Source organism: Paenibacillus luteus, assembly GCF_006542765.1.
Classification (GTDB): domain Bacteria; phylum Bacillota; class Bacilli; order Paenibacillales; family Paenibacillaceae; genus Pristimantibacillus; species Pristimantibacillus luteus.
This window is the reverse complement of the sequence record NZ_SKCD01000097.1, coordinates 91,514-117,530: the sequence shown is the minus strand read 5'-3', so window position 1 is coordinate 117,530 and position 26,017 is coordinate 91,514. Positions and strand designations below refer to the sequence as shown.

Sequence of the window (26,017 nt, the reverse complement as noted above, 5' to 3'; positions counted from 1 at the left end):
ATGATGATCCAGAAACCTGCAAGCAATGTGAATACAATCAAAATTTTACTTGCGGATGACCACCAGCTATTTCGCGAAGGACTCAAACGGATTCTGAATATGGAAGACGATCTTGAAGTCATTGGCGAGTGCGGAGACGGCATTCAAGTGATGGAGTTTTGCAATCATACGATTCCAGAAATCGTTTTGATGGATATTAATATGCCGATCGAGAACGGTGTCGTAACGACAGAGCGTCTGAAGAGCTTATTTCCTGATGTGAAGGTTATCATTCTATCTATTCATGATGATGAGAGCTATGTGTTCGAGACTCTTCGCAAAGGAGCCACTGGCTACTTGCTGAAGGATATGGAAGCGGAGTCGCTGATCAATGCGATTCGCTCTGTTGTACAAGGCCACGCTTATATCCATCCGAAAGTGACGGGCAAGCTGATTAATCAACTGCGCCGGATGACTTACCTTGATGAGATGGGAATCGTATCAGGAGCTGCAGCCGCTCAAGAGCCAGGCGTGAAGTTCGTTGCAGGTGATGAAAGCCCGCTGACTCGCCGTGAGGCTGAGGTGTTAAGACTGATGGCTGAAGGCAAAAGCAATAAGCTTATCGGAGAATTTTTGTTTATCAGCGAAAAAACGGTTAAAAACCATGTCAGCAGCATTTTGCAAAAAATGGAAGTTGACGATCGCACGCAAGCTGTTATTCAGTCGATTAAATATGGCTGGGTGACATTGTAAAGCAATTTCGCAAAAGCACTTAAGCTGGGAACGCAGCATACTGAGTTTTTGAGAGCTGTATGGTACATATAATAAAAAAGAAATCCCGCATCAGTTGATGCGGGATTTCTTTTTTACATTCACTAGAGTTTAAGCTGCCGCTGTTAAAAAATAAAATCCGAAGCTGCTTGTCGCAGCCTCGGAGAGGATAGAAGTCGTATTCGGCTAAATGGCCTTACCTTTGTTTTCTTTGCTTACGCAGCGTGAGGAATCCAGCTGATATGGCAAACGCACCTAGAAGATAGTAAGGAATTGGACTGGTATCCCCTGTTTTAGGCAGTGTGGCCAGTGGGACCTGATCGTCCTCAGAGTCAATCACGGTATCAATATCATCATCGGTTCCAGCATTGACACCGCCGATCGGAGTATCCTCATCGTCGATTTCAACGATTGTTGTTGGTTCAGCCGATGGAGGATCTGAAGGCGGAGCCGTCGGCGATGCTACAGGCGTAGTAGTAGTAGTGGTCGTTGGTGTTGGTGATGAAGTAACCGGTGGCGAAGATGGTGGTGTTGTACCTGGTGTGTTGTTAGGCGTTGAAGTAGGCGTAGACTCTGGTGTAGGTGTAGCAGATGGCGGAACTGTAGGCGTAGTCTCAGGTGATGGTGATGGTGAAGCAGATGGTGGAACTGTAGGTGTAGTCTCAGGTGACGGTGATGGTGAAGCAGATGGTGGAACTGTAGGTGTAGTCTCTGGTGATGGTGAAGGTGAAGCAGATGGTGGAACTGTAGGCGTAGTCTCTGGTGATGGTGAAGGTGAAGCAGATGGTGGAACTGTAGGCGTAGTCTCAGGTGTAGGTGAAGGAGTAGTAGATGGTGTTGGTGTTGGGCAAGTCTCTCCCGCGCTTACTAGAGTAAGCTCTTTTTCGTTGCTCCAATAGACTTTCAAAGTGTTGGAGCCTGGAACAGCATTTGTTGTAATGGTTACAGAGGTTTTTGCAGGGATGCTGCCTGTACCTGTTTGGGTGGTATCCGGAATTCCCCAAGTGTATGGAACGTCAATATTGCTTTCGTTGCTTACAATCCAAGTTCTAGATTTGTTTGGATCTGCAGAGCAAGCGGCAATTAAATTTAATTTAGGCGTGTTAATTACGATTTTTAGTGCGGATGAATCCACTGTAACCGGAATCCGTTCCTCTACGCTTAGGTCGGTGGTGAAGCCATCGAGAGTGAGCTCCTTCAGCGTATAAGTACCAATGGGAAGATTATTAAATTGCAAAACGCCATTGCTTCCAGTGACTCCGCTTTGGACGAGCTTACCGTCTTTCCAAAGTTCAAAGGTAATGCCTGCATGCGGAGCGCCTTCTGCATTGTTTAAATGTTTATTAATCACAATGCTGCCTGAGCAGGTATTCTGAAGCTTCAGCTTCCAAGCTTTGATTTTGTCTCCATGTGCGCCAGTACCTAGGTTAATGAGCAGTAAACCGCTGTATATATCCAATTGATAAGGAAGGCACTTGGGAATATTGATGGTGACGGTATGGGTTCCAGCTTTTGGGTAAATTATGGACTGCCCGTCAAAATGAGTTTGCTTGTTATAAGGGATGGTAAGATCATTAGGGCCGGCGATCCAATCGGGTGCGGCTTCATAGGAAGAGAAGCTGACTCTTACACAGTCTTGTGTGGTTTGAAACGTTGCTGTTGCGGTTCCGTCACCATTCACTACAATATTGGAATGGTTCGCAATAACAAAATCGCGGTTGGTCGAGTACTCCGAACAGCTGTTTTCTATTGGAGGTTCGGTAACGGCAGATCCACCGGTATTTAAGGCTTCTGCTGTAGCGAGAGAGCCGAGCGCCAGTGAAAACAATAACAGAAAAGCCAAGCTTAATGATATCCGCTTTTTTAAATCACGCATGATACACTCTCCTCTTAGATTAGGTGTGTGGTTCTAAGAGGGCCGGTTACACTACTCGCTCCATATAATCTAAGTGTCCAAATTGCAGATTATATATCATCGCTTCCCTGGCTGTTAAAGATATTTGATGTCCACCTTCTCCCCGTTCTATCTGCTCGCAAACGTACGGATTGCAAGGATGTAGTAAGATAATAACATATATTGTGAATTGCTCAAGGGTGTTTCTTTGTCGTAATTTGACTGTTAATTTTAAATCTATGCGGGCATTTCTCGGTGTATTCTGCACATTTTGTCGTCTTGTCCACGGATCGCGTAACCGATGGGCTCTTTGCGGCATATAGTGTCACAAAGAGGAGGTGGCCGCTATGTTTGAGCTTCTGATTTTAGTCATCGGCTGCTATGTTCTGGCTGCGTTATCCGTGCATCTGGCTTATCGCATCTGGCGGAGAAAACAGCAAAGCAGCAAGCATTATGTGCTGATTGCGGACGTTAGCCACAAAAATATCGAATGGTACGTACGCTCGTTGTTTTCTTTTTCGAAGCGGATGGGCAGGAATGTTCGTTTAACCATCGTGGATCGGGGAGTCACGGAGGAAACACGCGCGATTGTTGAACGTCTGGCGAGGGGCGGCAGAGAGGTCAATGTACATCACGAGGAGCTAATACCGGAAGCATCGAAGAAGGATGGTAAGCGCTCACAAGTAGCAGATATAGACGGGACGCAGCTGCTGTGGATGCTTCAGGCTGAAGGTATTGTTTCGCAGGCTGACCATGCGGTGCTCGTTGATTTGCAAAACCCAACGGATTTGTCGAAGATGCCATTTTAAGATATAATTTGGGTAATTCAATATTCAGGGTGAGGCACACTCCATAACGCAGGCTGCGTTGTTGGGTGTGTCTTTTTTGTTTGAAATTGTACAAAACAAAGTGCCCCTCGCTGTCTTTCGTGGTTATGGCAAGAGCTCCGATTAACTTTCTGATGTTGAAATGATGAAAGGGGAGTGAGCGTAAATGAAGGCTCAAGTATATATCGTGGAGTTAAGCGGAGCATGGGAAGCACGGCTGACGATTAATTCAGTGGTAGACAAGCATTATTGGTTAGTGGGGAGCTACGGGCATTATGGAAATTTGAATGGTAAGCTTGCCGATTCCGGTTGGATGATGAAAGAGGAGCTGCCACTTGGTGATGCCTGTCGTGTCGTTGAGCTTTGGGGCATGGCTAGTAAGAGGAGGAGCGGGAACGAACAAGGAAGTAGGCTTACTTATGCTGGTGACAAGAGTTTACTCCGAGCCGTTAAGCAGCTGCTGGCTTGCTCCGAGGAGGTGAGGCGAGAGGCTGCTCAGGTTGGCGGAACCACTAACAACAGGTGGTGGCAGCGAGGAGGGCCGCGCGATATGGAGACGAGTAGGGAGAGCTTGCTGCCATTAGGTGAGATGTGGGTGACTCAGGGGCATGAGACTAGAGGGGGAAGTGTGAGTGAGGATTATTTGGCAAGTCAATTGCCAGGAGAGGCGAGGTTAAACAGAGAGGGAACGGGAGACAAGCAGTTCGATAGGGGGAGGGAGGTCCTTGGGCTTGAAGAGCTTGCGGGATGGGCGCTGCTTGCCGCAGATGTGATGCAGGGACGTGCGCTATTGCGAAGCGAGGCGCACGCCCTGCTCCTCAGGGCGGCCGGTCCCGGCGCCGCGGCAGGCTGGAGCGGAGTGCTTCAGCTGGCCGCGCTGCTCGGGCGGGTCCGCCTCAGCGGATCGGTCGCCGCCGGTGCTGGCGGGCGATCGGACGCTTTGAGGCGCCGCAGGCGCGAGCGCAGGTGCCAGCGCTGCGGGAGCGGTGAGGCGCTGCTGCACCGCACGGCATGTGCTGCGTGCGGGCGGGAGTGCGCCTATTGTACGGCGTGCATTGGGATGGGGCGGAGCCGGGAGTGTGAGCTGCTCGCGACGGGGCATCGCAGCTTGCAATTGGAGAGCCGTCCGCCGGTGCTTCAGACCTCGGTGGAGCAGCGGCTAGCCAAGTGGGGGCTTAGCCCTGCGCAGACCGCTGCGGCGGCAACGGCACTAAGCTTTGTAGAAAAACAGGCTCCCAATCCGATGCAAACCAGCTGGGATGAAGCTGCTCCAGCAAGGGATTATCTGCTATGGGCGGTTACGGGAGCGGGAAAGACGGAAATGATATTTCCATTGGTGGAATCGGTGTTGCTGCGGGGCGGGAGAGCGCTCATTGCTACGCCACGCCGCGATGTTGTGATTGAGCTGGACCCGCGAATCCGAAAAGCTTTTCCTGATGCCTCAGTCGTTACCCTTTACGGCGGCAGCGAACAGCGCTGGGAAAGTGGGGATATTACGCTCGCTACCACTCATCAACTGCTTCGCTTTTATCGCTGCTTTGATTTGGTTATCGTAGATGAGCTCGATGCTTTTCCATTTGTGGGAGACAAAATTCTTCATTACGCAGCGGACAAGAGCTGTGCACCCGGAGCTGCAAGGCTGCTGCTATCTGCCACGCCGCCAAGCGAACTGCAGCGCGCGGCCCGGCGCGGTAAGCTCCAGCATGCGAGGGTACCGGTGCGGTATCATCGTCATCCGCTGCCCGTTCCGAAGTTATATCAAACGCCGACGGTTTTGCAAATGCTTCAGCAGCAGAAGTTGACTGTCAAACTGCAGGCGGCGATGCTGGGTTCCCTGAAACGTGGTGCCCAGCTGTTCGTATTCGTGCAGAAAATTGCCCAGACCGAGCCTATGGCGGCGATGCTGCGCAATCGATTACAGCACTCTTTTGTAGAAGCGACTTCTTCGCAGGACGCAGAGCGTACGGACAAGGTGAGGCGATTTCGCTCACGCGAAATTAGAGTGCTAGTTACGACGACAATATTAGAAAGAGGCGTCACCATTCCAAAAAGCGATGTCTATATTCTCGACGCAGATGGCGCTTTATTTGACGAGGCCTCATTAGTCCAAATGGCAGGTAGAGCTGGACGGTCGGCGGATGATCCGTTTGGGCAGGTGTATTTTTGCAGCCGGGAGCGCAACCGTGCGCAGCTCTCAGCCGTGCGTCACATCCAAACCATGAACCGCATGGCTCGCAAGCAGGGCTTCCTGCTCCCTACAAGCAAAGGAGGCTCGGCCAAATGAAAGCCTCGCCTATAAGCTGGCTTCAGCGCCTTCCGGCCGCTTTCGCCACTGCCGCGCAGCTGCTCGCTCCACGTTCAGCGGTTTGCCTGCTTTGCGGCAAACCGCATGACTCGGCTCGCAGCGCGGCCACTGCGAGCCAAGCGAAGCTGACTTCCCAGCTTCGGCAGTCCCTTTGCGGAGCGTGCCTCTCCGCAATCCCATGGCTCACCCGCATCGCATGTACTCGCTGCGGGCGAGGCATCCCTTGCGATGACTGCATCCGCAGTCCGCAGCGTGCGTTCGTCTGCAACCGCAGCGCGGTCCGCTATAACCCAGCCATGAAGGAGATGCTCGCCCTCTATAAATACCGGGGAAACGAGCAATTAGCGCCGTTGCTAGGCGATATGCTGTTTCCGGTCTTTGAAGCTATGACCGCTGAATTGCCCATGGAAGCTTGCACCGCAACTAAAAGCAAGGCAGCCAAGCGAAACCCAGCCGACTACTGGGATGCCGTCACGTACGTGCCAGTTAGCGCAGAGCGGGCGATAGAGCGGGGATTTAATCAAGCGGAGCAGTTGGCGAGCCACTTGGGTGGGCATTACCGTGTGCCTCTTGTACACCTGCTGCAGCGGGCCAGACACTCCGAGAAGCAAAGCTTCAAGTCGCGTTCGGAGAGAATGCGGGATACGAAAGCTCTTTTTAGCTTAAATGAGGTGGAGCTTGATCGTATTCGGATAATGTCCTCCGCTTCCTCGGAGAAGTCGCATAATGTTAGCGAATTCATAAGAATTCTGTTGGTTGACGATATATATACAACAGGAAGCACGGCAGAGGCTTGCGCTCAGATATTAAAACGAGAGATAGAAGCTCCTTTGAAGATCTACGTTTTAACATGGGCTCGCTCCTAGCGCATTGATGATGTAGAAGGTTAACAGATAGATAGGTAGTGAAAAAGTTAACACTATCGATTAGAATGAGAATAATAGATCACTAGTTTGAACGAAAAAGGGGGGCTCAGCGCGATGAATTTAGACAATTGTCCTCGCTGCGGAAAGCTGTTTGCCAAAAATTTTAGAGATGTGTGCCCGTCATGCCTACGTGACATTGATAAAGAGTACGAGCTTTGCGCAAATTTTTTGCGGGAATTCAAGGGTTCGATTATTACCGAGGTATCTGATGCTACTGGCGTATCTATTAAGCAGATTACTAAATTCATCCGTGAGGGTCGCATCTCCATTATGAATGCTCCGAATATGTCTTATCCTTGCGAATCCTGTGGAACGCTCATCCGTGAGCACCATTTATGTGATAATTGCCGTCACCGCATTGAGAAGGATAAGAAAAACATGTTTGAAGATTTGGCGAAGAAAGAGCAATTAAGAGGCTTCGATAAAGCAACTGGCGTATATAAAGGGCTTGACAGATATAAGGATAAATAATTGATTTTAAGCTAATATTTTCTCGACTATAAAATTTCACTTGACTGAAGCCGATAATACTTGTAAAGGTAATCGGCTTTTTTAGTTCTTGTAAATAATGAGGTGGATAAAATGAAAATAAATGAGACGAATCGTATTGGAGCGCTTAATCCATACCAGAAGCAAAACGAGATGAAAGCGAGCGGGGCAAACAAGGCTAAGCAGAAGGATGAAGTTCAAATATCGGCTGCTGCCAAGGAGATGCTGACGACGAGCAAAATAAGCGGGGCAGACAGAACGGCACATATCGAACAGTTGAAAAGCTCGGTGGCATCGGGCACATACCATGTGGAAGCCGGCAAGATCGCCGAGAAGCTGCTTCCCTACTTGAAGGAGTAGTTCTCTAAATGAATGAGTACATCCAGCAAATAATCGAGATTTTGCAAGAGCTACTAGACGAGCACCGGCAGCTGATTGAATACGGCAATGCGAAGACAACAGCAATTACCGTGAACAATGTAGAGACGATTTCGTACATTTCAAACAAGGAAAAGAAATGTCTTCAGCGCATTTTGGAGCTTGAGCAACGGCGGGTCTTTCTGATCGGAAAATATATGCTGGACCAAAAGCTGAGCAGTCATCGTTCTTTTAAAATGGAGAAGCTTATACAAGCTGTTTACCATGCCAATGAGAAGCAGCAACTACAAACTTTATGGCAAGAGTTATCGGCCGCTCTTCAGCAGCTTCAGGATATTAACGAGTTTAATCAACAGCTTGTAAGGATGACGCTGGAGCATTTGCATTTTACAGAGGATTTGCTGCTTGGACCGACAGAGGACGAAGCGACTTATCATCGGGCTGTACAAGGGATGGCTTTGAAACGTGGCAATCGCTTTAATATGAAATTGTAAGAGGAGAGTGTAGAACGATGGCATCGACATTTCATGGTTTGGAGACAGCGCGGCGGAGCCTTTTTACAACGCAATCGGCTTTAAATACGACGGGACATAACATTGCAAATGCAAACACGCTTGGATATTCAAGGCAAGTCGTGAATATGACGGCTTCCAGGCCTATAGAGGCAGTTGGCTTCTCGAAATCGACAGCAGCAGGTCAACTGGGTACAGGTGTTGAAGCATCTTCAATTACACGGATCAGAGAGAAATTTCTGGATAATCAATATCGAAATGAATATAAATCCCATGGAAATTTTACGGTACAACTCGATACACTCTCTAAATTAGAAGGAATTGTAAACGAACCCAGTGATACTGGATTAAGAACGGTGATTTCGAACTTCTGGAATTCATGGTCGGATCTTAGTAAAAACCCGGAAAATGCGGATGGCCGCAAAGTTGTTATGGAACAAACGATGGCTTTAGTAGATTCTTTTAACTACACATCCAAGCAGCTTGCTGATTTGAAAACTGATTTGACGGAGAATGCGCAAATTAATTTGAATACTGTTAATTCGATAACCACCAGTATTGCTCAGTTGAATGGTGAAATTCGTCGTGTAGAAGGCTTAGGCGATAATGCAAATGACTTGAGGGATCAGCGGGACCTCATTACGGATCAGCTTTCTGGCCTGATAAATATTCGAGTAGAAGAGGACGCAAACGGTTATAGAATCACAATGGGCGGTACTGAGCTTGTTCAAGGCACAGCAACAGCAGAATTGGATATGGCGTCGGTTACTACTGCAGTGGCTTCAGGAGATTTAAATAGTGGAGCCATTTATGGAACAATATATTCAAGAGATCACTTTGTTGATGGGTATATTAACGAATTGGATAAGCTTGTTCAAACGATGGCGAGTGGAGAATTTGAAATTACATTGCCTAAGGGTTCCGTATTGCCAGAGGGTACTGTATTGAATAATGTCACGTACACAGGAACAAATCGTACATTAGCTGACGATACGACGGTTACTGTGAAGGGTTTGAATGGATTACACCAGCTTGGCTACTCCTTGGCGGGTCAAGACGCGGGCTTACCGTTTTTCACAAATAAGGCAGGCGGAACAACGGGTCTGACCGCAGGAAATATTACGCTCAATCCAGCTATTGTTGCAAATTCCAATCTAATTGCTTCTTCCATGCGTGTGGTTACAAATGCAGACGGCTCGGAATCTGTTGTGAGTGGTAATAACTCCTTGGCGGTATTGTTCTCCCAGATGAGAGACACGCGGTTCGACTTTGACGCGGGAACTGGAGAAAATAAAAATACGGTAGATGCCTATTTTCGTTCAGTTGTTGGACAGCTTGGTGTACAAGCTGCTGAAGCGACACGCTTGCAGACGAATCAACAAATTATCGTTGACCAAGTGGAATCTCGCAGGCAATCGGTAAGCGGAGTTTCTCTAGATGAGGAAATGTCCAATATGATTAAATTCCAACATGCTTATAACGCCGCAGCTCGTAATATGACAATGATTGATGAAATATTGGATAAGGTTATTAACGGGATGGGACGAGTAGGACTATAAAAGTTGGAGGTGAAGAATAATGTCAAGTCGCGTTACGCAATCGATGATGAATACTCAACTGCTTCGTAACATTTCAAACAATATGGGACGTATGAACAATCTTCAAAATCAGCTGTCAACCGGAATGAAAATTAATAAGCCTTCAGATGACCCTGTGGGCATTACTTTTGCGCTTCGATATCGAAGTGAGCTGGACGCTAATGATCAATACACTCGAAATGTGGATGCTACCATTTCAATGCTTCAATATACAGACACGACTGTCGGCCAAGCGGGTGATATTATGCAGAGGGCAAGAGAACTGCTAGTTCAAGGAGCAAATGGAACACTCGAGCAAACTAGTCTTAGCGCGATTAAAACTGAGATTTCTCAACTGTATAATCAAATGGTTGAGATTGGAAACAGCCAGTTTAATGGAAAGCAAGTGTTTAATGGTGAATTTACAGGAGTGAAGCCTTATCCTGCAACAGCATTGGATGAAGCTGTGGATCTATCAGCAGATCCTCCTAAACTCAAGGCTTATCACACGAGCACGGATAATGGTGTTATTAAATATGAACTTTCGGCGGGAATGAGTCTGAAAATCAATACAACAGGCAATGAAGTGTTTGGTGATAATCTCTCCCCAACCGCTACCCAAGCGGAAATTGAAGCAAGTGATAATGTTTTTGTACTGCTCCAAAGGGCTCATGACATGTTGAACTCTGGTGATCAGCAAGGAATAACCGGCTTATTAAGTCAAATCGATACGCGTATGAATACGATGCTTACGAAACGTGCTGAGGTTGGGGCACGGATAAATCGAGTAGAAATTATTGAAAATCGTTTGAACGACATTGACTTGAATTTACAAACTGTTCAAGCAAAGACAGAAGATGCCGATATCACGCAAGTGATTACAAATCTTAAAACAGAGGAAAATGTATATCAAGCTTCACTATCGGTTGGAGCACAGCTTATTCGTCCGAGTCTCGTTGACTTTTTAAGATAGGACGGCGATGATATGCAGATCCCTTCTATTCAAATGCATCTTCAACATGCTGTTTTGTCAATCGATGCAGATATTGGAAAGCAACAAATAGAGCAGCCTCGACCTACTGTGGATATTGAGCAAGCTAAGTCTCAACTACAAATGTCTACTACAAGAGGACGGTTGGATATTAATCAGGATCGTGTATGGGATGCCTTGGGTTTGGGCAATAATTTAGAAACCATGAGTAAGATTTATTCAATGGCATCAGATATTGCTTTACAAGGGATTGCGCGAATTGTACAAAAAGGCGATCAAATGGCATCTATCCACTTAGGTGGAAATCCTATTGCAGAGATGGCACGAGAATGGCAACGGACATTTCCGGAATTTGATTTCCGTGGACCAGCATCATTTGATAATATAGATATGAACTATACACCAGCAGAACTTTCAATAGAAACATCACCTGGGAAAGTGAATATTAATGTACAGGTTAATAAACCTATACTTGAATATGAGCGCGGCAAGTTAGATATTTATATGAGTCAATATCCAAAGGTTGAAATTACCCCCCCGCAAATCGATCAATTGTTATAAAGAATATTTTAAAAAAACTATAGACCGTTGCGTAACACGCAGGTGGTCTATAGTTTTTATTTTAATAAATTATTGATGTTTATATAAGGAGGCTTTATTATGCGAATTGAAACAGTAGCGTATCATTTTTCACAAGGTATACCTGGTTTTGAGCACTTGCAGCAATTTGTGTTTGTAGAGATTGGCGATGATCTTCCCATGAAGTTAATGAAGGCTGTTGATGATCAGGATGTTTCATTATTAGTGACAAGCCCATTTTTGTTCTACCCGGAATATGAGTGGGACTTACCGGAGTCCTCTAAGGAAGAGTTGAAGTTACAGGTAGAAGGAGATATTCAAATATGGACGATTGTAACGGTATTGGAGGACCCATCAAAAGCGACGATTAATTTGATGGCTCCAATCGTGTTAAATACAAAAAATAATCAAGGCAAACAGCTCATTCTTCATGATTCTACATACAGTCCACGCACCCCACTCATTAGAGAATAAGGAGGTTAAACGACATGCTTGTTTTATCCCGTAAAAGCAATGAGTCCATTATGATCGATGGTGGCATTGAGATCGTGGTACTTGGCGTAGAAGGCGAAAATGTGAAATTAGGCATTCGAGCGCCAAAGGAAGTTAATATTTATAGGAAAGAAATTTACCTCAGCATTCAAGAGGAAAACCGTGCAGCAGCAGCAAGCTCAATAACATTAGAGAACATGTCCAAATTATTTAAAAAATAATCTGTATTTTACCGTTTAGCTATAAAAAAATGAAAAATACAGCCGATATATATATTAGCACGATGATAGGGCGGCCGAACTATTATCGTAAGCTTCCGCAAGGATGCGGATAATCGAACCTATTTCAAGGAGGAAATAACAATGCGTATTAATCACAATATCGCGGCTCTTAATACTAGCCGTCAACTGGGAATCAACAATGGTGGAGCACAAAAATCTCTTGAAAAATTGTCTTCCGGTCTTCGTATTAACCGTGCAGGCGACGATGCAGCAGGTCTTGCTATCTCCGAAAAAATGCGTGGTCAAATCCGCGGTTTGGACATGGCTTCCAAAAACGCGCAAGACAGCATTTCATTGATCCAAACAGCTGAGGGCGCACTAAGCGAAACTCACAGCATTTTGCAACGTATGCGTGAGCTTTCTGTTCAATCGTCCAACGATACAAACACGGATTCCGATCGTAAAGAGCTTCAAGCTGAAGTTAAGCAACTGATCACTGAGCTTGACCGTATTGGTAACACTACAGAGTTCAATACAAAGAAATTGCTTGACGGCTCTGCTAAGGGTGTAACGGATGCAGTTAAAGGTACAGGATCTGTTAATAACAACTCTTCGGTTAATATTACTAAAGCAAATATTGATGCTTTTAACACAGCACTTGATACAGAATCCGGTGTAAATGGTGCCTATATGATCGTGAAAACTGCTGAAGCTACTTCCGGTACATTTACTGCAGCAGACTTTAAAATCATTGGACCAGATGGAACAGAACTTGCAGGAACTAATACTACAAAGTTGACTCTTTCGAGTAGCGGTATTGCAACAGTGAGTGGCGGCACTGGAACAACTAAAACTGCAGCAGTAACTCTAGCAGTTGGTGGCCTTGGAAACATGAAGGTTGGAGAAAGCATTACATTGGTATTCGGTAAAGCAGAAGTTGCTAGCAGTGACTTGGATAGCTCAATTATGACTCAAATTGGCGCAAACTCAGGTCAAACAGCATTCATCTCCGTTGGAGATATGCGTGCTGAAGCTATCGGTGTGAAGGATATTGATATCTCATCTAAGTTTGGCGCTGCAACAGCAATTGAAACAGTTAACAATGCGTTGACTAAAGTTTCATCGCAACGTAGCTCACTTGGTGCAATGCAAAACCGTCTTGAGCACACAATCAGCAACTTGGGTGCTGCTTCTGAGAACTTGACTGCTGCTGAGTCCCGTATCCGCGATGTAGATATGGCGAAAGAAATGATGGAGTTCACGAAGAACAACATCCTTACTCAAGCTGCACAAGCTATGCTTGCTCAAGCTAACCAACAACCACAAGGCGTTCTACAACTTCTAAGATAATTAAATTTAGTTATTTTTCAAGGAATACGCAGTAAAAACAACCTGTATAGAATTTATCTATACAGGTTGTTTGATTTAAAATAGAAAGAATAACAACTTGTTTAGTAGAATGTAAAATTCTCATATTACTAATGAATATTTATAAAATATGATAAGTCAGGTGATTGAAACAGTGAACATCTTTTGTAAAAATAAAGAAATTGTAATGTTAGAAGAATCTGTTTCTGTAGATAAAGTTATATCAGCTATTCATCAGTTAATCGTAGAAAAAGATTACATATTAACAAGTATGAATATAGATGGAATACATATTAGTGACAATTATGATGAAACAATTTTAAAAAATCTCGGAAAAATCAATTCAATTATCTTAGATGTAAGGACAAAGAAAGAATTAGAAACTGAGATGATCGTTGAGATGATACAATATTTAGAGAGAGCTCTACCAGCGATGGATATATTGATAAATAATCTATACAAATCAGGAATTGAAATAAGATGGGATCTGTTTACTGATTTTATTGAAGGTGCGAGCTGGTTAATCACAGCAATAGAATTTATAACTAGTACTGTACAATTAAGTGAAGGAAACTCATTACTTGATGTATTAAAAGAGCTAAATACAGCAGTAGAAAATCATGATTCTATTCTAATGGCAGATATTTTAATGTACGAAATTAAACCTTACTACTCAATCATATTGAAACAACTAGAAAATATAAATAATTAGAAATTGTGAGGGTAATCAATGATTGGAATCGAAAACCAAACTCTATTAAAAAAAGAATACCCAACGATTTTAAATGATTTAAATAATATTGGAGCTCAAGAGCTAAGTCTTGTGAGTCTTGTAGATACAAAAAACGGGTTGAAAACAATGGAAGTGAAAAAAAATAATACTATTTTACTTCATAGTAAATATAACCCCATGCTTGAAGTAGAAAAACTGTATGAAGATATTCGAGAAGAAATATATTCTTATGAACATATTGTATTTTTTGGGATAGGACTTGGATATCACATTGATTACTTGGTTTGTAATTATCCTAATATTACATTTAGTATATATGAGCCTAGCGCCGAAATTTTTTATCGATTTTTAGAACAGAGAAGTCTAAAAGATATTATAAGAGATTCTAGTAAAACTATAAATGTGGGTAATAATGACTTGCTTCTAGATCCATTTATAAATGATATTATTGAAAATCATGACAAGATACATTATTTTGTACTACCAAGTTACGAAAGGATATTTGAGAAAGAATTAACTGATTTTCAAATGAAAGTTAGAGATTTTTACCAATTAAAAGTGGTAAATACTGCAGCATATATGGCATATGAGAAACGGTGGACAATCAATAATTTGGTGAATCTGAAGACTACGCTTCAGACCTCTAATTTTTTGCAGGATTATAAAGAAATATTTCTAAAAAAACCAGTAATAATTGTGTCTGCAGGTCCCTCATTAGATGAAGAACTTATTAATCTTCATTATATTAAAAAGAATAATTTAGCGTATATATTTGCGGTGGGATCAGCTATTAAAACGTTAATTAAGAATAAAATTATTCCGAATGGAGTTTTTACGTACGATCCCAAGGGGACTAATGAATTGGTCTTTCAAGAGTTACATTTGTCAGATATTGATTCTATACCAATGATTTATGGAACTAATGTAGGATATGAAACTATAAAAAAATATAGAGGGCCTAAGGTTCACTTTTTTACTGAACACGATAAATTCTCAACTTATTTCATGGAAAGACAAAGAAACGAAACATTTGAGTATGTTCGCGATAATTTATCGATTGCAATAGTGGCATATAATTTATTGGCTGAATTAGACTGCTCATTAATTATACTGGTAGGACAAAATTTAGCCTATAGGAATAAAGAGTTTCATGCGCAAGATATTATCTATGGGGATGTTAGAAAAACTATAGATTCTGAGCAAACATTAATTGAAATAAAGAGTACTGAAGGTAGTACTGTATATACAAATTTAATGCTAAACCAAATGAGAATACAGCTTGAATACATGATTAAGGCCTATCCTAATATAAATACAATTAATACAACTAAACAAGGGGCAAAAATTGAAGGAACGGTAGAAGAGAGTTTAAACGAAGTTATTAATAAATATCTTAAATCTAAAATTGTTCAGGAAAACTGGTATAAAGGAACAAAAAATAAGTACTCAAAGAGCATTTACAATAAAAGTTTGAAAAATGTTTCAGAATCCCATTATTATTCAATTGCTATTATTCAAAATTTGAATTATGTTTTAGATAAATTGTACAAGCAATTGTCTCAGCGAGACTCTATAGAGCTAGATCAAATAAAAAAAATGATAATAATTTATAACGAGTTAATAAATCAATCATTCTATATTGACTTTATTTCACCAATGTTGAGAACACAGGTTTATTATTTGAACAAGTATGAAAACAGAATAAACAATAAAAGTATAACACAAATGGAGATTGAAAATCTAATTTATAAAATGAGGGAATTTATAAAGGATGGCACAGAGCTGTCATCTAGTGTACATTCGTACCTAAGAGAGATTAAAAAACAAATAGAGGAAGAGAATGAGAATTTTATTGAATATAAAGCAAATGATGGGGTTTTCAATTATGTAGGAGATTGGAATGTAAACAGCTATTTATCTAACATATGGGGAACTATTCATCGAGAACTTCGAGTATGTGTATCAACCAATAGTTGTAACAGAATAGAGTTTAGCTTTTTTGGGAAGAAGATAAGAATTGTAGGTGGTATTAGTCAACATACAACTAAAAGAATTAAAATAAATATTGATTCAAATGAAAACATAATTAATATTCCTGATTTTAAGACTTTGTTAAATGGAGAGATTATCTTTGAGGCGGAGCTAAGTGAAGAACTCCATACTATATTAATAGAAACAATCGATAATGATGTTTTTTTCTTCGAAGGAATCCAGATTGAATAATATATTATAATAATAAGGCAGTGGTATTAGTGAAGAATATTGTTAGGGCTTATCATGTGAAAGAAGTTTCTCACATTAAAGATCTTGATATTGGAAAAAAAATAAGATGTCATTACGCTTCTGGTAGTAAAAAAGTGGGTTTGTTTTCCCGATTAGGGTTGCAAACTTCTACATTTATAAACGAAGCACAAACAGTTATGCCTGAAGGAGACTTTTATTTCATTTGTGTTAAGAGAGATGATAAAGAAATATTTTTAATTGCAGACCGGGTGATTCAAACTTACATCTCTGCTAAAACAATTATGAATTTTCTACATCAAAATCAGAAAGAGAAAAAAATATCTTTTGAAAACTATGATAACGAATTTTATCTCAGCATACCAACAGGTGGAATTACAAGTAATGACAAAGCTAATGATTGGGATGCCTACATCATGGATGGAATTAGAAATAAATCGCATTTATTTTCTAAAAAAGACTGGTTCTTAGAAGGTCCTGCTGCAACTTGGACTAAAGATAAGCCGGAAAAGGTTGCGAATTTTGAAAATCTTCAGGTTGTTCGAGGTATAGGCGTATATAGGAAAAAAGTTTCAGGGGAGAATGATAACCAATATACATATGGTACTTATACAAATGAAAATGAAGCAACAGGTTTTCGCCCAGTTATAAAAGTGTATATCAATCAAGAGGTGAAATAGTAGTGAAAGCCTCAATAAGAGAATACTATAAAAATGATAAAAAAATAATTGTATGGGGTAGTGGCTCTGGTTATTTAAAATGGAGCCAACAAATTGATTTTCATGCAAGTTACATTATAGATAATAATAAAGAGAGATGGAACGAAGAAGTAAATGGAGTGAAAATTAAGTCACCAGATGTACTGAACTATGAAGAGAAAGAAAAAACAGTTATATTTGTGTTGTCTTACTTCTTTGAAGAAATAAGTAAACAATTATTGAAGTTAGGTTTTAAAGATAAGAATATAGTTTCTTTGAAGATGCTTGAAAGGAAAATAAACCATGAAACTAGGCTTTTAAGAAGAGTAGAGTTTTTATCAGAAACTTCACTTTCTATGCAAGAGTTTATTGAGGGTATTATCGAGGGAATAAGTGGAATTAAGTATAGAGAGGTCGAACTGGTCCCGGTGCTATTGCCATATATAGCATTATTGACAAGTTACTTGTACGAAGAAGATGTATATAAAAATTTATTTCCAATTCCTTTAAAACGAGAATATCATATGAAAGGTGCAGCATCAATTTTAATTAGCTATGTTTGGCATAAAGATCATAGGCCAGATCATTATGAACTAATGAAAGAAACTCTGAAAGAACTTCCTGCTAGTTCATATATGGAAATGGAACTTAAATCGTACTATGATGATAGAAAATATACTAGTCAAGAAACATTTGAGTATACTGCAAGTAAACTAGAATTCAAAGCTTTGGTTAAAAAGCTTAGTCTCGTATTAAATGAAAAAAAATTTTGTTTGTCAAGTATTGAAATCGAATGGTTAATTCATTTCACGGTGTATTTCTTACATTTTATTGATTTTTCACACGTACTATTGAGTAAATATCCAATAAAAAAATATGTTACTGCGTTTTCAAATAATTCTGAGGAGAATATTATTGTTCAAGTAGCAAAAGGGAAAGGTGTGAAAACATTAGGATTACAACACGGTACTTTTGGAAGAAAACATGAGTATAATAGCGTTCCGTTCAGCCATGTATACAAATATCCAACTGTAGATAAAATGCTTGTATGGGGAGTACATCAAGCCGAAATTTTAAATGAAATTAAATTAGATAATAGTGAAATATTAGTGATAGGTCAAGCTAAATATAACTTAACTGATGTTGAAAGGGAGGGGTTGTTGACTCATAGAAAAAAGTTTGTTAAAAATAAGACCTTTTTGATAGCTTTTATGGGTCCAGGTAATAGGGAGAAAGAAATAAATCAAGATATATTAACATTCAGTGATCGATTATGTGAGGAATTTGGTTGGAAATATTTACTAAAGGTGCACCCTGGAAATAATATTAGCTTGTCAGAACTACAATACAATCATAATAATTGTGAAGAGATAATTACAACTCATACTAATATTAGAGGATTACTTAAAAACATTGATTTTATTATAACTTCAAGTAGTGTAATAATTTACGAAGCTATTTATGAATATATCCCTGCACTCGTGTATGATTACCATCCAGCTGTAAATTCAATTTGCGGAGGATTATCAACAATTTTTAATGATTATAATGAATTAAATCATATCTGTACTAGACTGCTATTACAAGAGGAATATGAAAAATTAAAAGTTGAGTATAAACATTTTGGTAATAAAATATTTCAAACAGATTATAAAAGACCTACTGAAAAATACAAAAATATAATACAAAATAATTAAGTGTGAGGAGAGTAATAATGATTTCTATGCCGGATTTCTCAAAATCATTTGAATATGAGAACAATTTCTATTTATCATGCGATATTACAAGAATGAGCAAGATGATGGCACACTATGAGTTGTATAAAATGGTTGTAGATCTTCCTGGTGCATTAGTTGAGTGTGGTGTATTTAAAGGTGCATCGTTTTCAAGATTTGCGATGTTTAGAGAGTTACTTAACAGCCCATTTGCAAAGAAAATGATTGCTTTCGATATTTTTGGGGAGTTTCCTGAGACAAAATACGATGATGATATAGTTATGAGGCAAAAATTTATCAATGAAGCTGGAGCGATAAGTATTTCTGATGATCAATTATTTGAAGTGTTGAAAAATAAGAGGGTAGAACGCAATGTTGATCTTGTTAAAGGAGATATAACATTGACAGTCCCAGAATACTTAGAAAAACACCCGGAATTGAAGATTTCTCTGTTAAACCTAGATACTGATATATATGAGCCAGCAGTAACCATATTAGAAAACTTTTATCCAAGGTTAGTAAAAGGTGGAGTTTTGATACTTGATGATTATGGAACTTTTCCTGGAGAAACAAAAGCAGTAGATGACTATTTTGAAAATAAAGATGTGATAATTAAAAAATTTCCATATGCAATGAGTCCATCTTTTATTATAAAGCAATAATTCTAGATATAGAGGAGACGGAAAATGAGAATTAGTAATAGAGATATAGGAGTAAATTATCCCCCATTGGTTATAGCGGAAATTGGAATTAATCATGAAGGTAGTATTGAGAAAGCTAAGAGAATGGTTTTAGATGCATACCATGCAGGTGCAGAGTGTGTTAAATTTCAATCACACATTATTGAAGACGAAATGATACCTAACAACGTTATACCAGGAAACGCAGATGAGTCAATCTGGGACATCATGAAACGATGTGCTTTGACTATAGAAGAAGATTATGAAATAAAAAAAATGGTCGATGATTTAGGAATGATATATTTAAGCACTCCTTTTTCTCGCGCAGCTGCGTATCACCTTGAAAAAATGGATGTTAAAGCATATAAAATAGGATCGGGCGAATGTAATAATTATCCTTTAATAGAAGTCATTGCATCATTCGGCAAGCCTATAATTTTAAGTACAGGAATGAATGACATAGCGAGTATAAAACCGGCGGTTGAGATTCTAGAGAGGTATAACGTTTCTTATGCTTTATTGCATTGTGTTTCAATTTATCCGACCCCATATGAATTTGTAAGCCTAGGGGCAATAAATGACCTGAAAAACTCTTTTCCAAATTCAATTGTGGGCTTAAGTGATCATTCTTATGGTAATTATACATGTTATGCGGCTTCAGCATTAGGTGCTAGTATTTTAGAGAAACATTTTACGTCAGATAAATCCTGGCCAGGACCTGATGTATCTATATCAATTGATCCAAAGGAACTAAAAGAATTAATCAATGGTACAAATGCAATACACGCTGCACTTGGAGGAACTAAAAGTATTCTTCCTGAAGAAAAGCCAACAATTGATTTTGCTTATGCTTGTGTCGTTGCTACTAAGAATATTCAAGTTGGTGAGATGCTTACAAGTGATAATATATGGGTTAAAAGACCAGGAACTGGTGAGATAAAAGCTAAAGATTATAATAAATTGCTAAATAAATCTGCAAAAACGTCCATTGAAATAAATACTCAACTCAAATGGGATATGATTAAGTAATGAGAAAAATTGTGTTTATTACGGGTACTCGTGCAGATTTCGGGAAATTAAAGCCATTGATTACGATACTTGAAGAGAAAGAAGATTTTCAAATCCATGTTTTTGTTACAGGTATGCACTTACTATCTAAATATGGTTCTACTGTTAAGGAGGTAGAGAGAACAGTAAGTGCAACAATCTACAAATACATCAATCAAACAAGCAATACATCGATGGATATTGCACTATCCAATACTATCGTTGGATTTAGTAACTATGTACATGAGCTTCGGCCTGATTTAATTGTTGTCCATGGAGATAGAATTGAGCCATTTGCTGCCGCTATCGTAGGGTCATTAAATAATATCCTTGTTGCTCATGTTGAAGGTGGAGAGATATCTGGAACTATTGATGAACTGATTAGACATGCCATTTCTAAATTATCACATGTACACTTTGTTTCAAATGATGAAGCAAAAAAACGACTATTATCTATGGGAGAAGAGTTAACTTCAATATTTGTTATTGGGTCACCAGATATTGAAATTATGAGATCTCAAAATCTACCCAAAATAGTTGACGTGAAGGAAAGATATAATATTGAGTTTGATCGCTATGGAATCTTATTATATCATCCTGTAACTACTGAATTATCACAATTGCGTCGTTGCATAAAAGAAACTGTTGATGCAATGATAGCTTCAGAATATAATTTTGTTGTAATTTATCCGAATAATGATAAAGGCTCAGATATCATTCTAAATGAGTACTCGCGCTTACGTAAAAATAAGCGGTTCAAGATTTTACCTTCAATGAGATTTGAGTTTTTTTTATCGTTATTAAAAAATGCGAATTTTATTTTAGGAAATTCCAGCGCTGGTATACGAGAAGCGGAAGTGTACGGGACCCCAACTATCAATTTGGGTAATAGACAGAAAAATCGTTCACTTAATCAAGATATTATACATGTTTCTGAACAAAAAGATTTAATTTTGAGTGCATTTGAACAAGTTGAAAACCTGATTTTTGAACCAAAAAGTTTTTTTGATATAGAAGAAAAGAGCTCAGAAGTGTTTTTAAAAACAATCCAATCTGCAGAGATTTGGAAAATACCATATCAAAAGCAATTTATTGACTCTTAAGTGTGAATAGGTGAAATAATGTATAACAATACTAAAATATTGGCTATAATACCTGCTCGTGGTGGTTCTAAAGGAATAAAGAAGAAAAATATAAAGTTATTATATGATAAGCCTTTAATAGCATGGACAATAGAGGAAGCGCAGAAATCAAATTATATTGACCATCTAATTGTTTCTACTGATGACTATGAAATTGCTGAGGTAGCTGAAAAATATGGTGCAAAAATACCATTTATTAGACCTATGGCATTGGCTGCTGATGATACTCCTGGAGTCCTTCCTGTATTGCATGCTATAAAAGAGATACCTGGTTATGATTATGTTATCCTATTGCAACCTACTTCTCCACTTAGAAGGGTACAAGATATTGATCAGGCATTAAAGCAAGCTATCGATAATAAAAATAAAATTATGGTTTCAGTTTCGCTAGCAAGTAAAAGTCCATATTGGATGTATAAAATAAATGAAGAAAAGCAACTAGTGCCATTGTTTTCAGAAACACATTATTTAAGAAGACAGGATATCCCGCCGACATACGAAACAAATGGCGCCATATATATATCAAGCATAGAATGGTTAAATGACAATAAAACTTTTATAGGACCAGAAACGATAGGATATGTAATGACACAAGAGGACTCGCATGACATAGATTCAAATATTGATTTTTATATCTGTGAAAAAATTATGAAGAGCAGAGAACGTAGTGAGTAACTAGATATGAAAAATAATATTAGTTTATTTGAAAGGTGAGGGATATCATGAACAAAATTATTATTCTTGGTGATTCCCTTGCGTTACCGAGACCGATTCGTTTTCGAGATTATAATCCTGATGAGAGTTTGGAATTAGAAATTGAATTCGAAGACACATACGGGTATTTATTACAAATGAGATATAAAGAGAGTGCTTACGTCATTAATCGCGCAGTGAGATCGTCCACTATTAAATTGATATATGAAAGAGATAAGTTGGATCATATTTTTCTTCTTAAACCGAATGTTATTATTCTTCACATCGGAATCGTTGATCTTTGGCCAAGAGAGACACTGGAATTTAGAAGTTATTTAAATATTGAAGAATTTGCATACTATTATAGAATGGTATTCGAATCAATTGAAAAATTGACCGATGTAAAGGTTATATGTATTGGGATAAGTCCAACATCAACAAAGATGGATGAGAAATTCATAGATTTGTTGAGTAAAATTAATGACTATAACGAAGTTATAAAAAGCATGTGTTTAAAAAAAGGACATGACTATCTAGATATGACAAAGTTTATCAATCAAGATAATTTATACGAATATATATTATCAGATGACCATCACTTGAATAAATCAGGTAATATGCTTGTATATAATGAAATAGTTAAATTTATTGAAAATAAATAAACAGTTGCTCTCATATAGCAATAGGTTAGTTTATAAGGAAGGTATTTTATGAATGTATGTGTAATTGGTGCGGGTGAATTAGGAAGTAGGCATGTTCAAGCCATTGGAAAGGTCAAGCAACCATTAAATATATTTATTGTTGATCCTAATAGTAGATCTTTAAATATGGCAAAAACACGGTTTGAGGAATCTACAAATGGTATTCATCAACTATATTTACTACAAACGCTCGATCAATTACCAAAAAGCATTTATTTTTTAGTGGTTTCAACAAATTCATTGGTGCGATATGAAATTATAAACTACTTATTTGAAAATGATTTTCAAATTGAGTATTTAATGATGGAAAAATTTCTTTTTCCATCATTATTGGAATTTGATAACGCGGCTGTTTTATTTGAAAATCAAGAAACAAAGGTATTTGTAAACTGTGGAAGAAGAATCATAGACTTCTATCAGGAGATAAAGTCTCTTTTTCAAAATGCAGAATCAATTCATTTTAAAGTTGAAGGATGGAATCTAGGGATTGGATGTAATGGAATTCATTTTTTAGATTGGTTTTCTTATATGGTCAATGATAAAGCCATATCAATTTCAAGCAGCTTAGATAATGAAATTTTACAAAGTAAACGTAGCGGCTTTATTGAGTTCACTGGAGAATTATTTGGTTTCACTGAAACTGGGGATCAATTTTCACTCATATCTTATTCAGAAAATGAGTTAAGAAGTCCAACTCTTATTGAAATTAGCAGTAGTCAAGTGAAATGTGTGATAAATGAAAGTGAATTTGAAGCATCGGTTATGAAGTCTTCCGATAACTGGAATGTTGAGAAATACTCATATAGAATTCCCTTTCAAAGTGAAATGACTAATGAGCTAATAGAAAGCACATTAGAAAATAAGAGCATTGGGTTACCGGATTATGATAAATCAATGATATTGCATAAACAGCTTTTGAAAGAATTTTTGGACCATTTGGTAACTATTACTGGAAAAGAGTTGAGCCAATGTATGATTACTTAACTTCATCTTCAGTCCTTATTGTAGGTACAGGGAAAATGGCCGAAGAATATGCAAAAGTACTAATCAATCAACAAGCTCAATTCCAGGTAGTTGGTAGAAGTGAAAAATCTTGTAACGTTTTCTTTGAAAATGTTGGGATAAAGCCCTACAGTGGTGGAATTGCAAGTAGCATTGCAAAAATCAGTAAATTAGAAATAGCTATTGTAGCAGTTAGTATGGAAGAGCTATATAGTGTGACATGTATATTATTGGAAAACGATTTTAAAAGAATTCTAGTTGAAAAGCCTGCTGCTATGACCAGTGAGGAATTAGAAACTTTGACACAATTAGCTCTCAAAAGAAATGCAAGTATTTTCGTAGCTTATAATCGTCGTTTCTACCAATCAGTGCAACAATTGAAAACTTTAATAGAAGATGAAGGGCTATTATCTTTTCATTTTGAGTTCACTGAGTGGAGTCACCAAATTAAGCATTTGAAAAAACCAGCTTCTGTTTTGCAAAACTGGTTTTTTGGAAACTCAACTCATGTAATAGATTTGGCCTTTTTTTTAGGTGGTACTCCAAAGGAACTAGCAAGTTTCGTTTCAGGAGCATTAGACTGGCATTCAAGTGCTGCTAGATTTACTGGTGCGGGAATAACTAATGAAGGAATTGTTTTTTCATATTTCGCAGATTGGAATGCACCAGGAAGATGGGGAATAGAACTATGTACCAATAAAACTCGTTATATATTAAGGCCGTTAGAAGAAGTTTGGTATCAAGAAATTGGATCAACTCAAATTAATCCTTTAAGTATCAATAATGGAATTGATAAGAAATTCAAGCCAGGTCTTTGGTTTCAGACGAACGCGTTTCTGAATAATTGTACAGAGCATCTGTTAGGAATTGAAAATCATATTCAAATGACTAAGAAATGGTATTCAAAAATACTACAAGTAGAAATATAATTCTCTGTTACGGAAAGTGTGGGAACAGCTGCGCATGCAAATTAGTTTCTTTAAAGAAAGTAATATAGATGAATTGAAACTAGCAATTAATGATATTTGGGCAAAGAACCATATATTAAGTAAAGAAGATAGATTAATAGAACATATGTTTAAAAAATCACCTGCCCATAATAAAATTTGTGGAAAAAATGAAGTTAGTTTTTTAGGAGCATGGGATAATGGGAAAATAATAGGGCTTTTAGGTGTATTATTTCTTGAAGTAAATGTGCGAGGTGAAAAGGAACTCGGTGCTTGTTTAACAAATTGGATCGTTATTCCTGAATACCGTAATACTGGTGCGGGAATGGCTTTATTAGATAAAGTTATAGAATCAAATCCAAGCATGATATTATCCTTAGGAATCAATCGTTCGGTAGCAAAACTATATCAACTTATGAAATGGAAAGTTTTCCAAAATGTACCTCGTTGGATTGGGCTGGTTGATAGAAACAAAACTTTGGAGATGTTTAACGTAAACGCGGAAGCATTAAAATTATTCAATGAGATAACGTCTAATAATAAAGAAGGAAACATTCGAATAAGTAATAAATTAGATAAAGACAAATGGAACGACTTTTACTGGAATGGAATTGCAAAAAAAACACTAGGATTTGCACGAGATTTTGATTTTTTGAACTGGAGATATCTAGATCATCCATATTTCAATTATGAAATCATCATCTGTGAAAGCATCATTGGACAATATCTAGGTTTGGCTGTAGTAAGAAAGGAAAAAATAGAGAGCTCAAATTTGACAGTTGGCAGGATTGTTGAGTTTATTGCTGAAGATCAAGTAGCTTCTATCCTTCTAGCTAATAAAATCGCTGAGTTTTGTTCGGATGTATTATTTATCGACTTTTATTGTTTTTCTGCTGAAACTGCAAAAGGTTTGGAATCGATAGGTTTTAAAAAAGAAATGAAGCAGCCTGTTCTACCAACGAACTTTCAACCTGTTGATTACAAGGTCAATAATATGATGGCATCAGTGTATTTAAAACCATCATTATTAAATAATGTAGATATACTGTGCGATCAAGCATGGTATGTAACAAAGGGTGATTCTGATCAAGACAGGCCGAACTAGGGGG

The 26,017-nt window shown here is 38.8% G+C and carries 26 protein-coding genes and 1 riboswitch; of the genes, 25 read left to right on the top strand and 1 reads right to left on the bottom strand.

Going from position 1 to position 26,017, the window contains the following annotated elements:
* Positions 1-3 precede the first annotated feature (3 nt).
* A complete protein-coding gene (locus E0496_RS34870; RefSeq protein ID WP_139997030.1) occupies positions 4-732 on the top strand; it encodes a response regulator in 729 nt (242 codons plus the stop codon).
* 214 nt (positions 733-946) lie between these two features.
* Here the strand turns inward: E0496_RS34870 and E0496_RS34865 are convergent, their stop codons facing one another.
* A complete protein-coding gene (locus E0496_RS34865) occupies positions 947-2,626 on the bottom strand; it encodes a SpaA isopeptide-forming pilin-related protein (protein ID WP_141506486.1) in 1,680 nt (559 codons plus the stop codon).
* A gap of 31 nt (positions 2,627-2,657) precedes the next feature.
* Positions 2,658-2,742: riboswitch (cyclic di-GMP riboswitch) on the bottom strand.
* Positions 2,743-2,991: 249 nt separating this feature from the next.
* Between E0496_RS34865 and E0496_RS34860 the strand changes: the two genes are divergently transcribed.
* The 24 genes from E0496_RS34860 (at position 2,992) to E0496_RS34745 (ending at position 26,013) form a co-directional block, all read left to right on the top strand.
* A complete protein-coding gene (locus tag E0496_RS34860) occupies positions 2,992-3,453 on the top strand; it encodes a hypothetical protein (protein ID WP_141506485.1) in 462 nt (153 codons plus the stop codon).
* 184 nt (positions 3,454-3,637) lie between these two features.
* The gene (locus E0496_RS34855; RefSeq protein ID WP_141506484.1) at positions 3,638-5,755 is read left to right on the top strand and encodes an ATP-dependent helicase ComFA; all 2,118 of its coding nucleotides are present in this window, start codon (positions 3,638-3,640) and stop codon (positions 5,753-5,755) included.
* Complete coding sequence (locus E0496_RS34850; RefSeq protein WP_141506483.1) at positions 5,752-6,642, top strand: ComF family protein; 891 nt, start codon at positions 5,752-5,754, stop codon at positions 6,640-6,642. Before E0496_RS34855 ends, E0496_RS34850 begins: the two co-directional genes overlap by 4 nt.
* 114 nt (positions 6,643-6,756) lie before the next feature.
* A complete protein-coding gene (locus E0496_RS34845) occupies positions 6,757-7,173 on the top strand; it encodes a TIGR03826 family flagellar region protein (RefSeq protein WP_141506482.1) in 417 nt (138 codons plus the stop codon).
* Positions 7,174-7,284: 111 nt separating this feature from the next.
* Positions 7,285-7,551: a flagellar biosynthesis anti-sigma factor FlgM gene (gene flgM, locus E0496_RS34840; RefSeq protein ID WP_141506481.1), complete on the top strand. Its 267-nt coding sequence runs from the start codon at positions 7,285-7,287 to the stop codon at positions 7,549-7,551.
* Between the two features lie 8 nt (positions 7,552-7,559).
* Positions 7,560-8,063, top strand: coding sequence for a flagellar protein FlgN (locus E0496_RS34835; protein WP_141506480.1), 504 nt, complete (start codon positions 7,560-7,562; stop codon positions 8,061-8,063).
* A 17-nt stretch (positions 8,064-8,080) separates the two neighbouring features.
* Positions 8,081-9,640: a flagellar hook-associated protein FlgK gene (gene flgK, locus E0496_RS34830; protein WP_141506479.1), complete on the top strand. Its 1,560-nt coding sequence runs from the start codon at positions 8,081-8,083 to the stop codon at positions 9,638-9,640.
* Positions 9,641-9,659: 19 nt separating this feature from the next.
* Positions 9,660-10,631, top strand: coding sequence for a flagellar hook-associated protein FlgL (gene flgL / locus E0496_RS34825; RefSeq protein ID WP_141506478.1), 972 nt, complete (start codon positions 9,660-9,662; stop codon positions 10,629-10,631).
* Between the two features lie 12 nt (positions 10,632-10,643).
* A complete protein-coding gene (locus tag E0496_RS34820; RefSeq protein WP_141506477.1) occupies positions 10,644-11,210 on the top strand; it encodes a DUF6470 family protein in 567 nt (188 codons plus the stop codon).
* 99 nt (positions 11,211-11,309) lie between these two features.
* Positions 11,310-11,702, top strand: coding sequence for a flagellar assembly protein FliW (fliW, locus tag E0496_RS34815; protein WP_141506476.1), 393 nt, complete (start codon positions 11,310-11,312; stop codon positions 11,700-11,702).
* Between the two features lie 14 nt (positions 11,703-11,716).
* The gene (csrA, locus tag E0496_RS34810) at positions 11,717-11,941 is read left to right on the top strand and encodes a carbon storage regulator CsrA (RefSeq protein ID WP_141506475.1); all 225 of its coding nucleotides are present in this window, start codon (positions 11,717-11,719) and stop codon (positions 11,939-11,941) included.
* Between the two features lie 141 nt (positions 11,942-12,082).
* On the top strand, positions 12,083-13,291 hold the full coding sequence (locus E0496_RS34805) for a flagellin N-terminal helical domain-containing protein (RefSeq protein WP_141506474.1): 1,209 nt from the start codon (positions 12,083-12,085) through the stop codon (positions 13,289-13,291).
* Positions 13,292-13,451: 160 nt separating this feature from the next.
* Positions 13,452-14,021 (top strand): hypothetical protein, encoded by a 570-nt coding sequence (locus tag E0496_RS34800; protein WP_206669943.1) that lies wholly within the window; start codon positions 13,452-13,454, stop codon positions 14,019-14,021.
* A gap of 18 nt (positions 14,022-14,039) precedes the next feature.
* Positions 14,040-16,265: a motility associated factor glycosyltransferase family protein gene (locus E0496_RS34795; protein WP_141506472.1), complete on the top strand. Its 2,226-nt coding sequence runs from the start codon at positions 14,040-14,042 to the stop codon at positions 16,263-16,265.
* Positions 16,266-16,294: 29 nt separating this feature from the next.
* Positions 16,295-16,963, top strand: coding sequence for a hypothetical protein (locus E0496_RS34790; RefSeq protein ID WP_141506471.1), 669 nt, complete (start codon positions 16,295-16,297; stop codon positions 16,961-16,963).
* 2 nt (positions 16,964-16,965) lie between these two features.
* Positions 16,966-18,678 carry a hypothetical protein gene (locus tag E0496_RS34785; protein ID WP_141506470.1) on the top strand — a complete coding sequence of 571 codons (1,713 nt, stop codon included), beginning with the start codon at positions 16,966-16,968 and terminating at the stop codon, positions 18,676-18,678.
* A 17-nt stretch (positions 18,679-18,695) separates the two neighbouring features.
* Positions 18,696-19,358 (top strand): TylF/MycF/NovP-related O-methyltransferase, encoded by a 663-nt coding sequence (locus E0496_RS34780; protein ID WP_141506469.1) that lies wholly within the window; start codon positions 18,696-18,698, stop codon positions 19,356-19,358.
* A 24-nt stretch (positions 19,359-19,382) separates the two neighbouring features.
* Complete coding sequence (locus tag E0496_RS34775; RefSeq protein ID WP_141506468.1) at positions 19,383-20,405, top strand: N-acetylneuraminate synthase family protein; 1,023 nt, start codon at positions 19,383-19,385, stop codon at positions 20,403-20,405.
* Positions 20,405-21,526, top strand: coding sequence for a UDP-N-acetylglucosamine 2-epimerase (gene neuC / locus E0496_RS34770; protein ID WP_141506467.1), 1,122 nt, complete (start codon positions 20,405-20,407; stop codon positions 21,524-21,526). The genes E0496_RS34775 and neuC overlap by 1 nt, the downstream gene beginning before the upstream one ends.
* An 18-nt stretch (positions 21,527-21,544) precedes the next feature.
* Complete coding sequence (locus tag E0496_RS34765) at positions 21,545-22,240, top strand: acylneuraminate cytidylyltransferase family protein (protein ID WP_141506466.1); 696 nt, start codon at positions 21,545-21,547, stop codon at positions 22,238-22,240.
* A gap of 47 nt (positions 22,241-22,287) precedes the next feature.
* Positions 22,288-22,920, top strand: a complete 633-nt coding sequence (locus tag E0496_RS34760; RefSeq protein WP_141506465.1) for an SGNH/GDSL hydrolase family protein — start codon at positions 22,288-22,290, stop codon at positions 22,918-22,920.
* Between the two features lie 48 nt (positions 22,921-22,968).
* Positions 22,969-23,943, top strand: coding sequence for a hypothetical protein (locus E0496_RS34755; RefSeq protein WP_141506464.1), 975 nt, complete (start codon positions 22,969-22,971; stop codon positions 23,941-23,943).
* Positions 23,928-24,890, top strand: coding sequence for a Gfo/Idh/MocA family protein (locus E0496_RS34750; RefSeq protein ID WP_141506463.1), 963 nt, complete (start codon positions 23,928-23,930; stop codon positions 24,888-24,890). Before E0496_RS34755 ends, E0496_RS34750 begins: the two co-directional genes overlap by 16 nt.
* Before the next feature lie 34 nt (positions 24,891-24,924).
* Positions 24,925-26,013 carry a GNAT family N-acetyltransferase gene (locus E0496_RS34745; protein ID WP_141506462.1) on the top strand — a complete coding sequence of 363 codons (1,089 nt, stop codon included), beginning with the start codon at positions 24,925-24,927 and terminating at the stop codon, positions 26,011-26,013.
* The last annotated feature ends 4 nt before the right edge of the window (positions 26,014-26,017 follow it).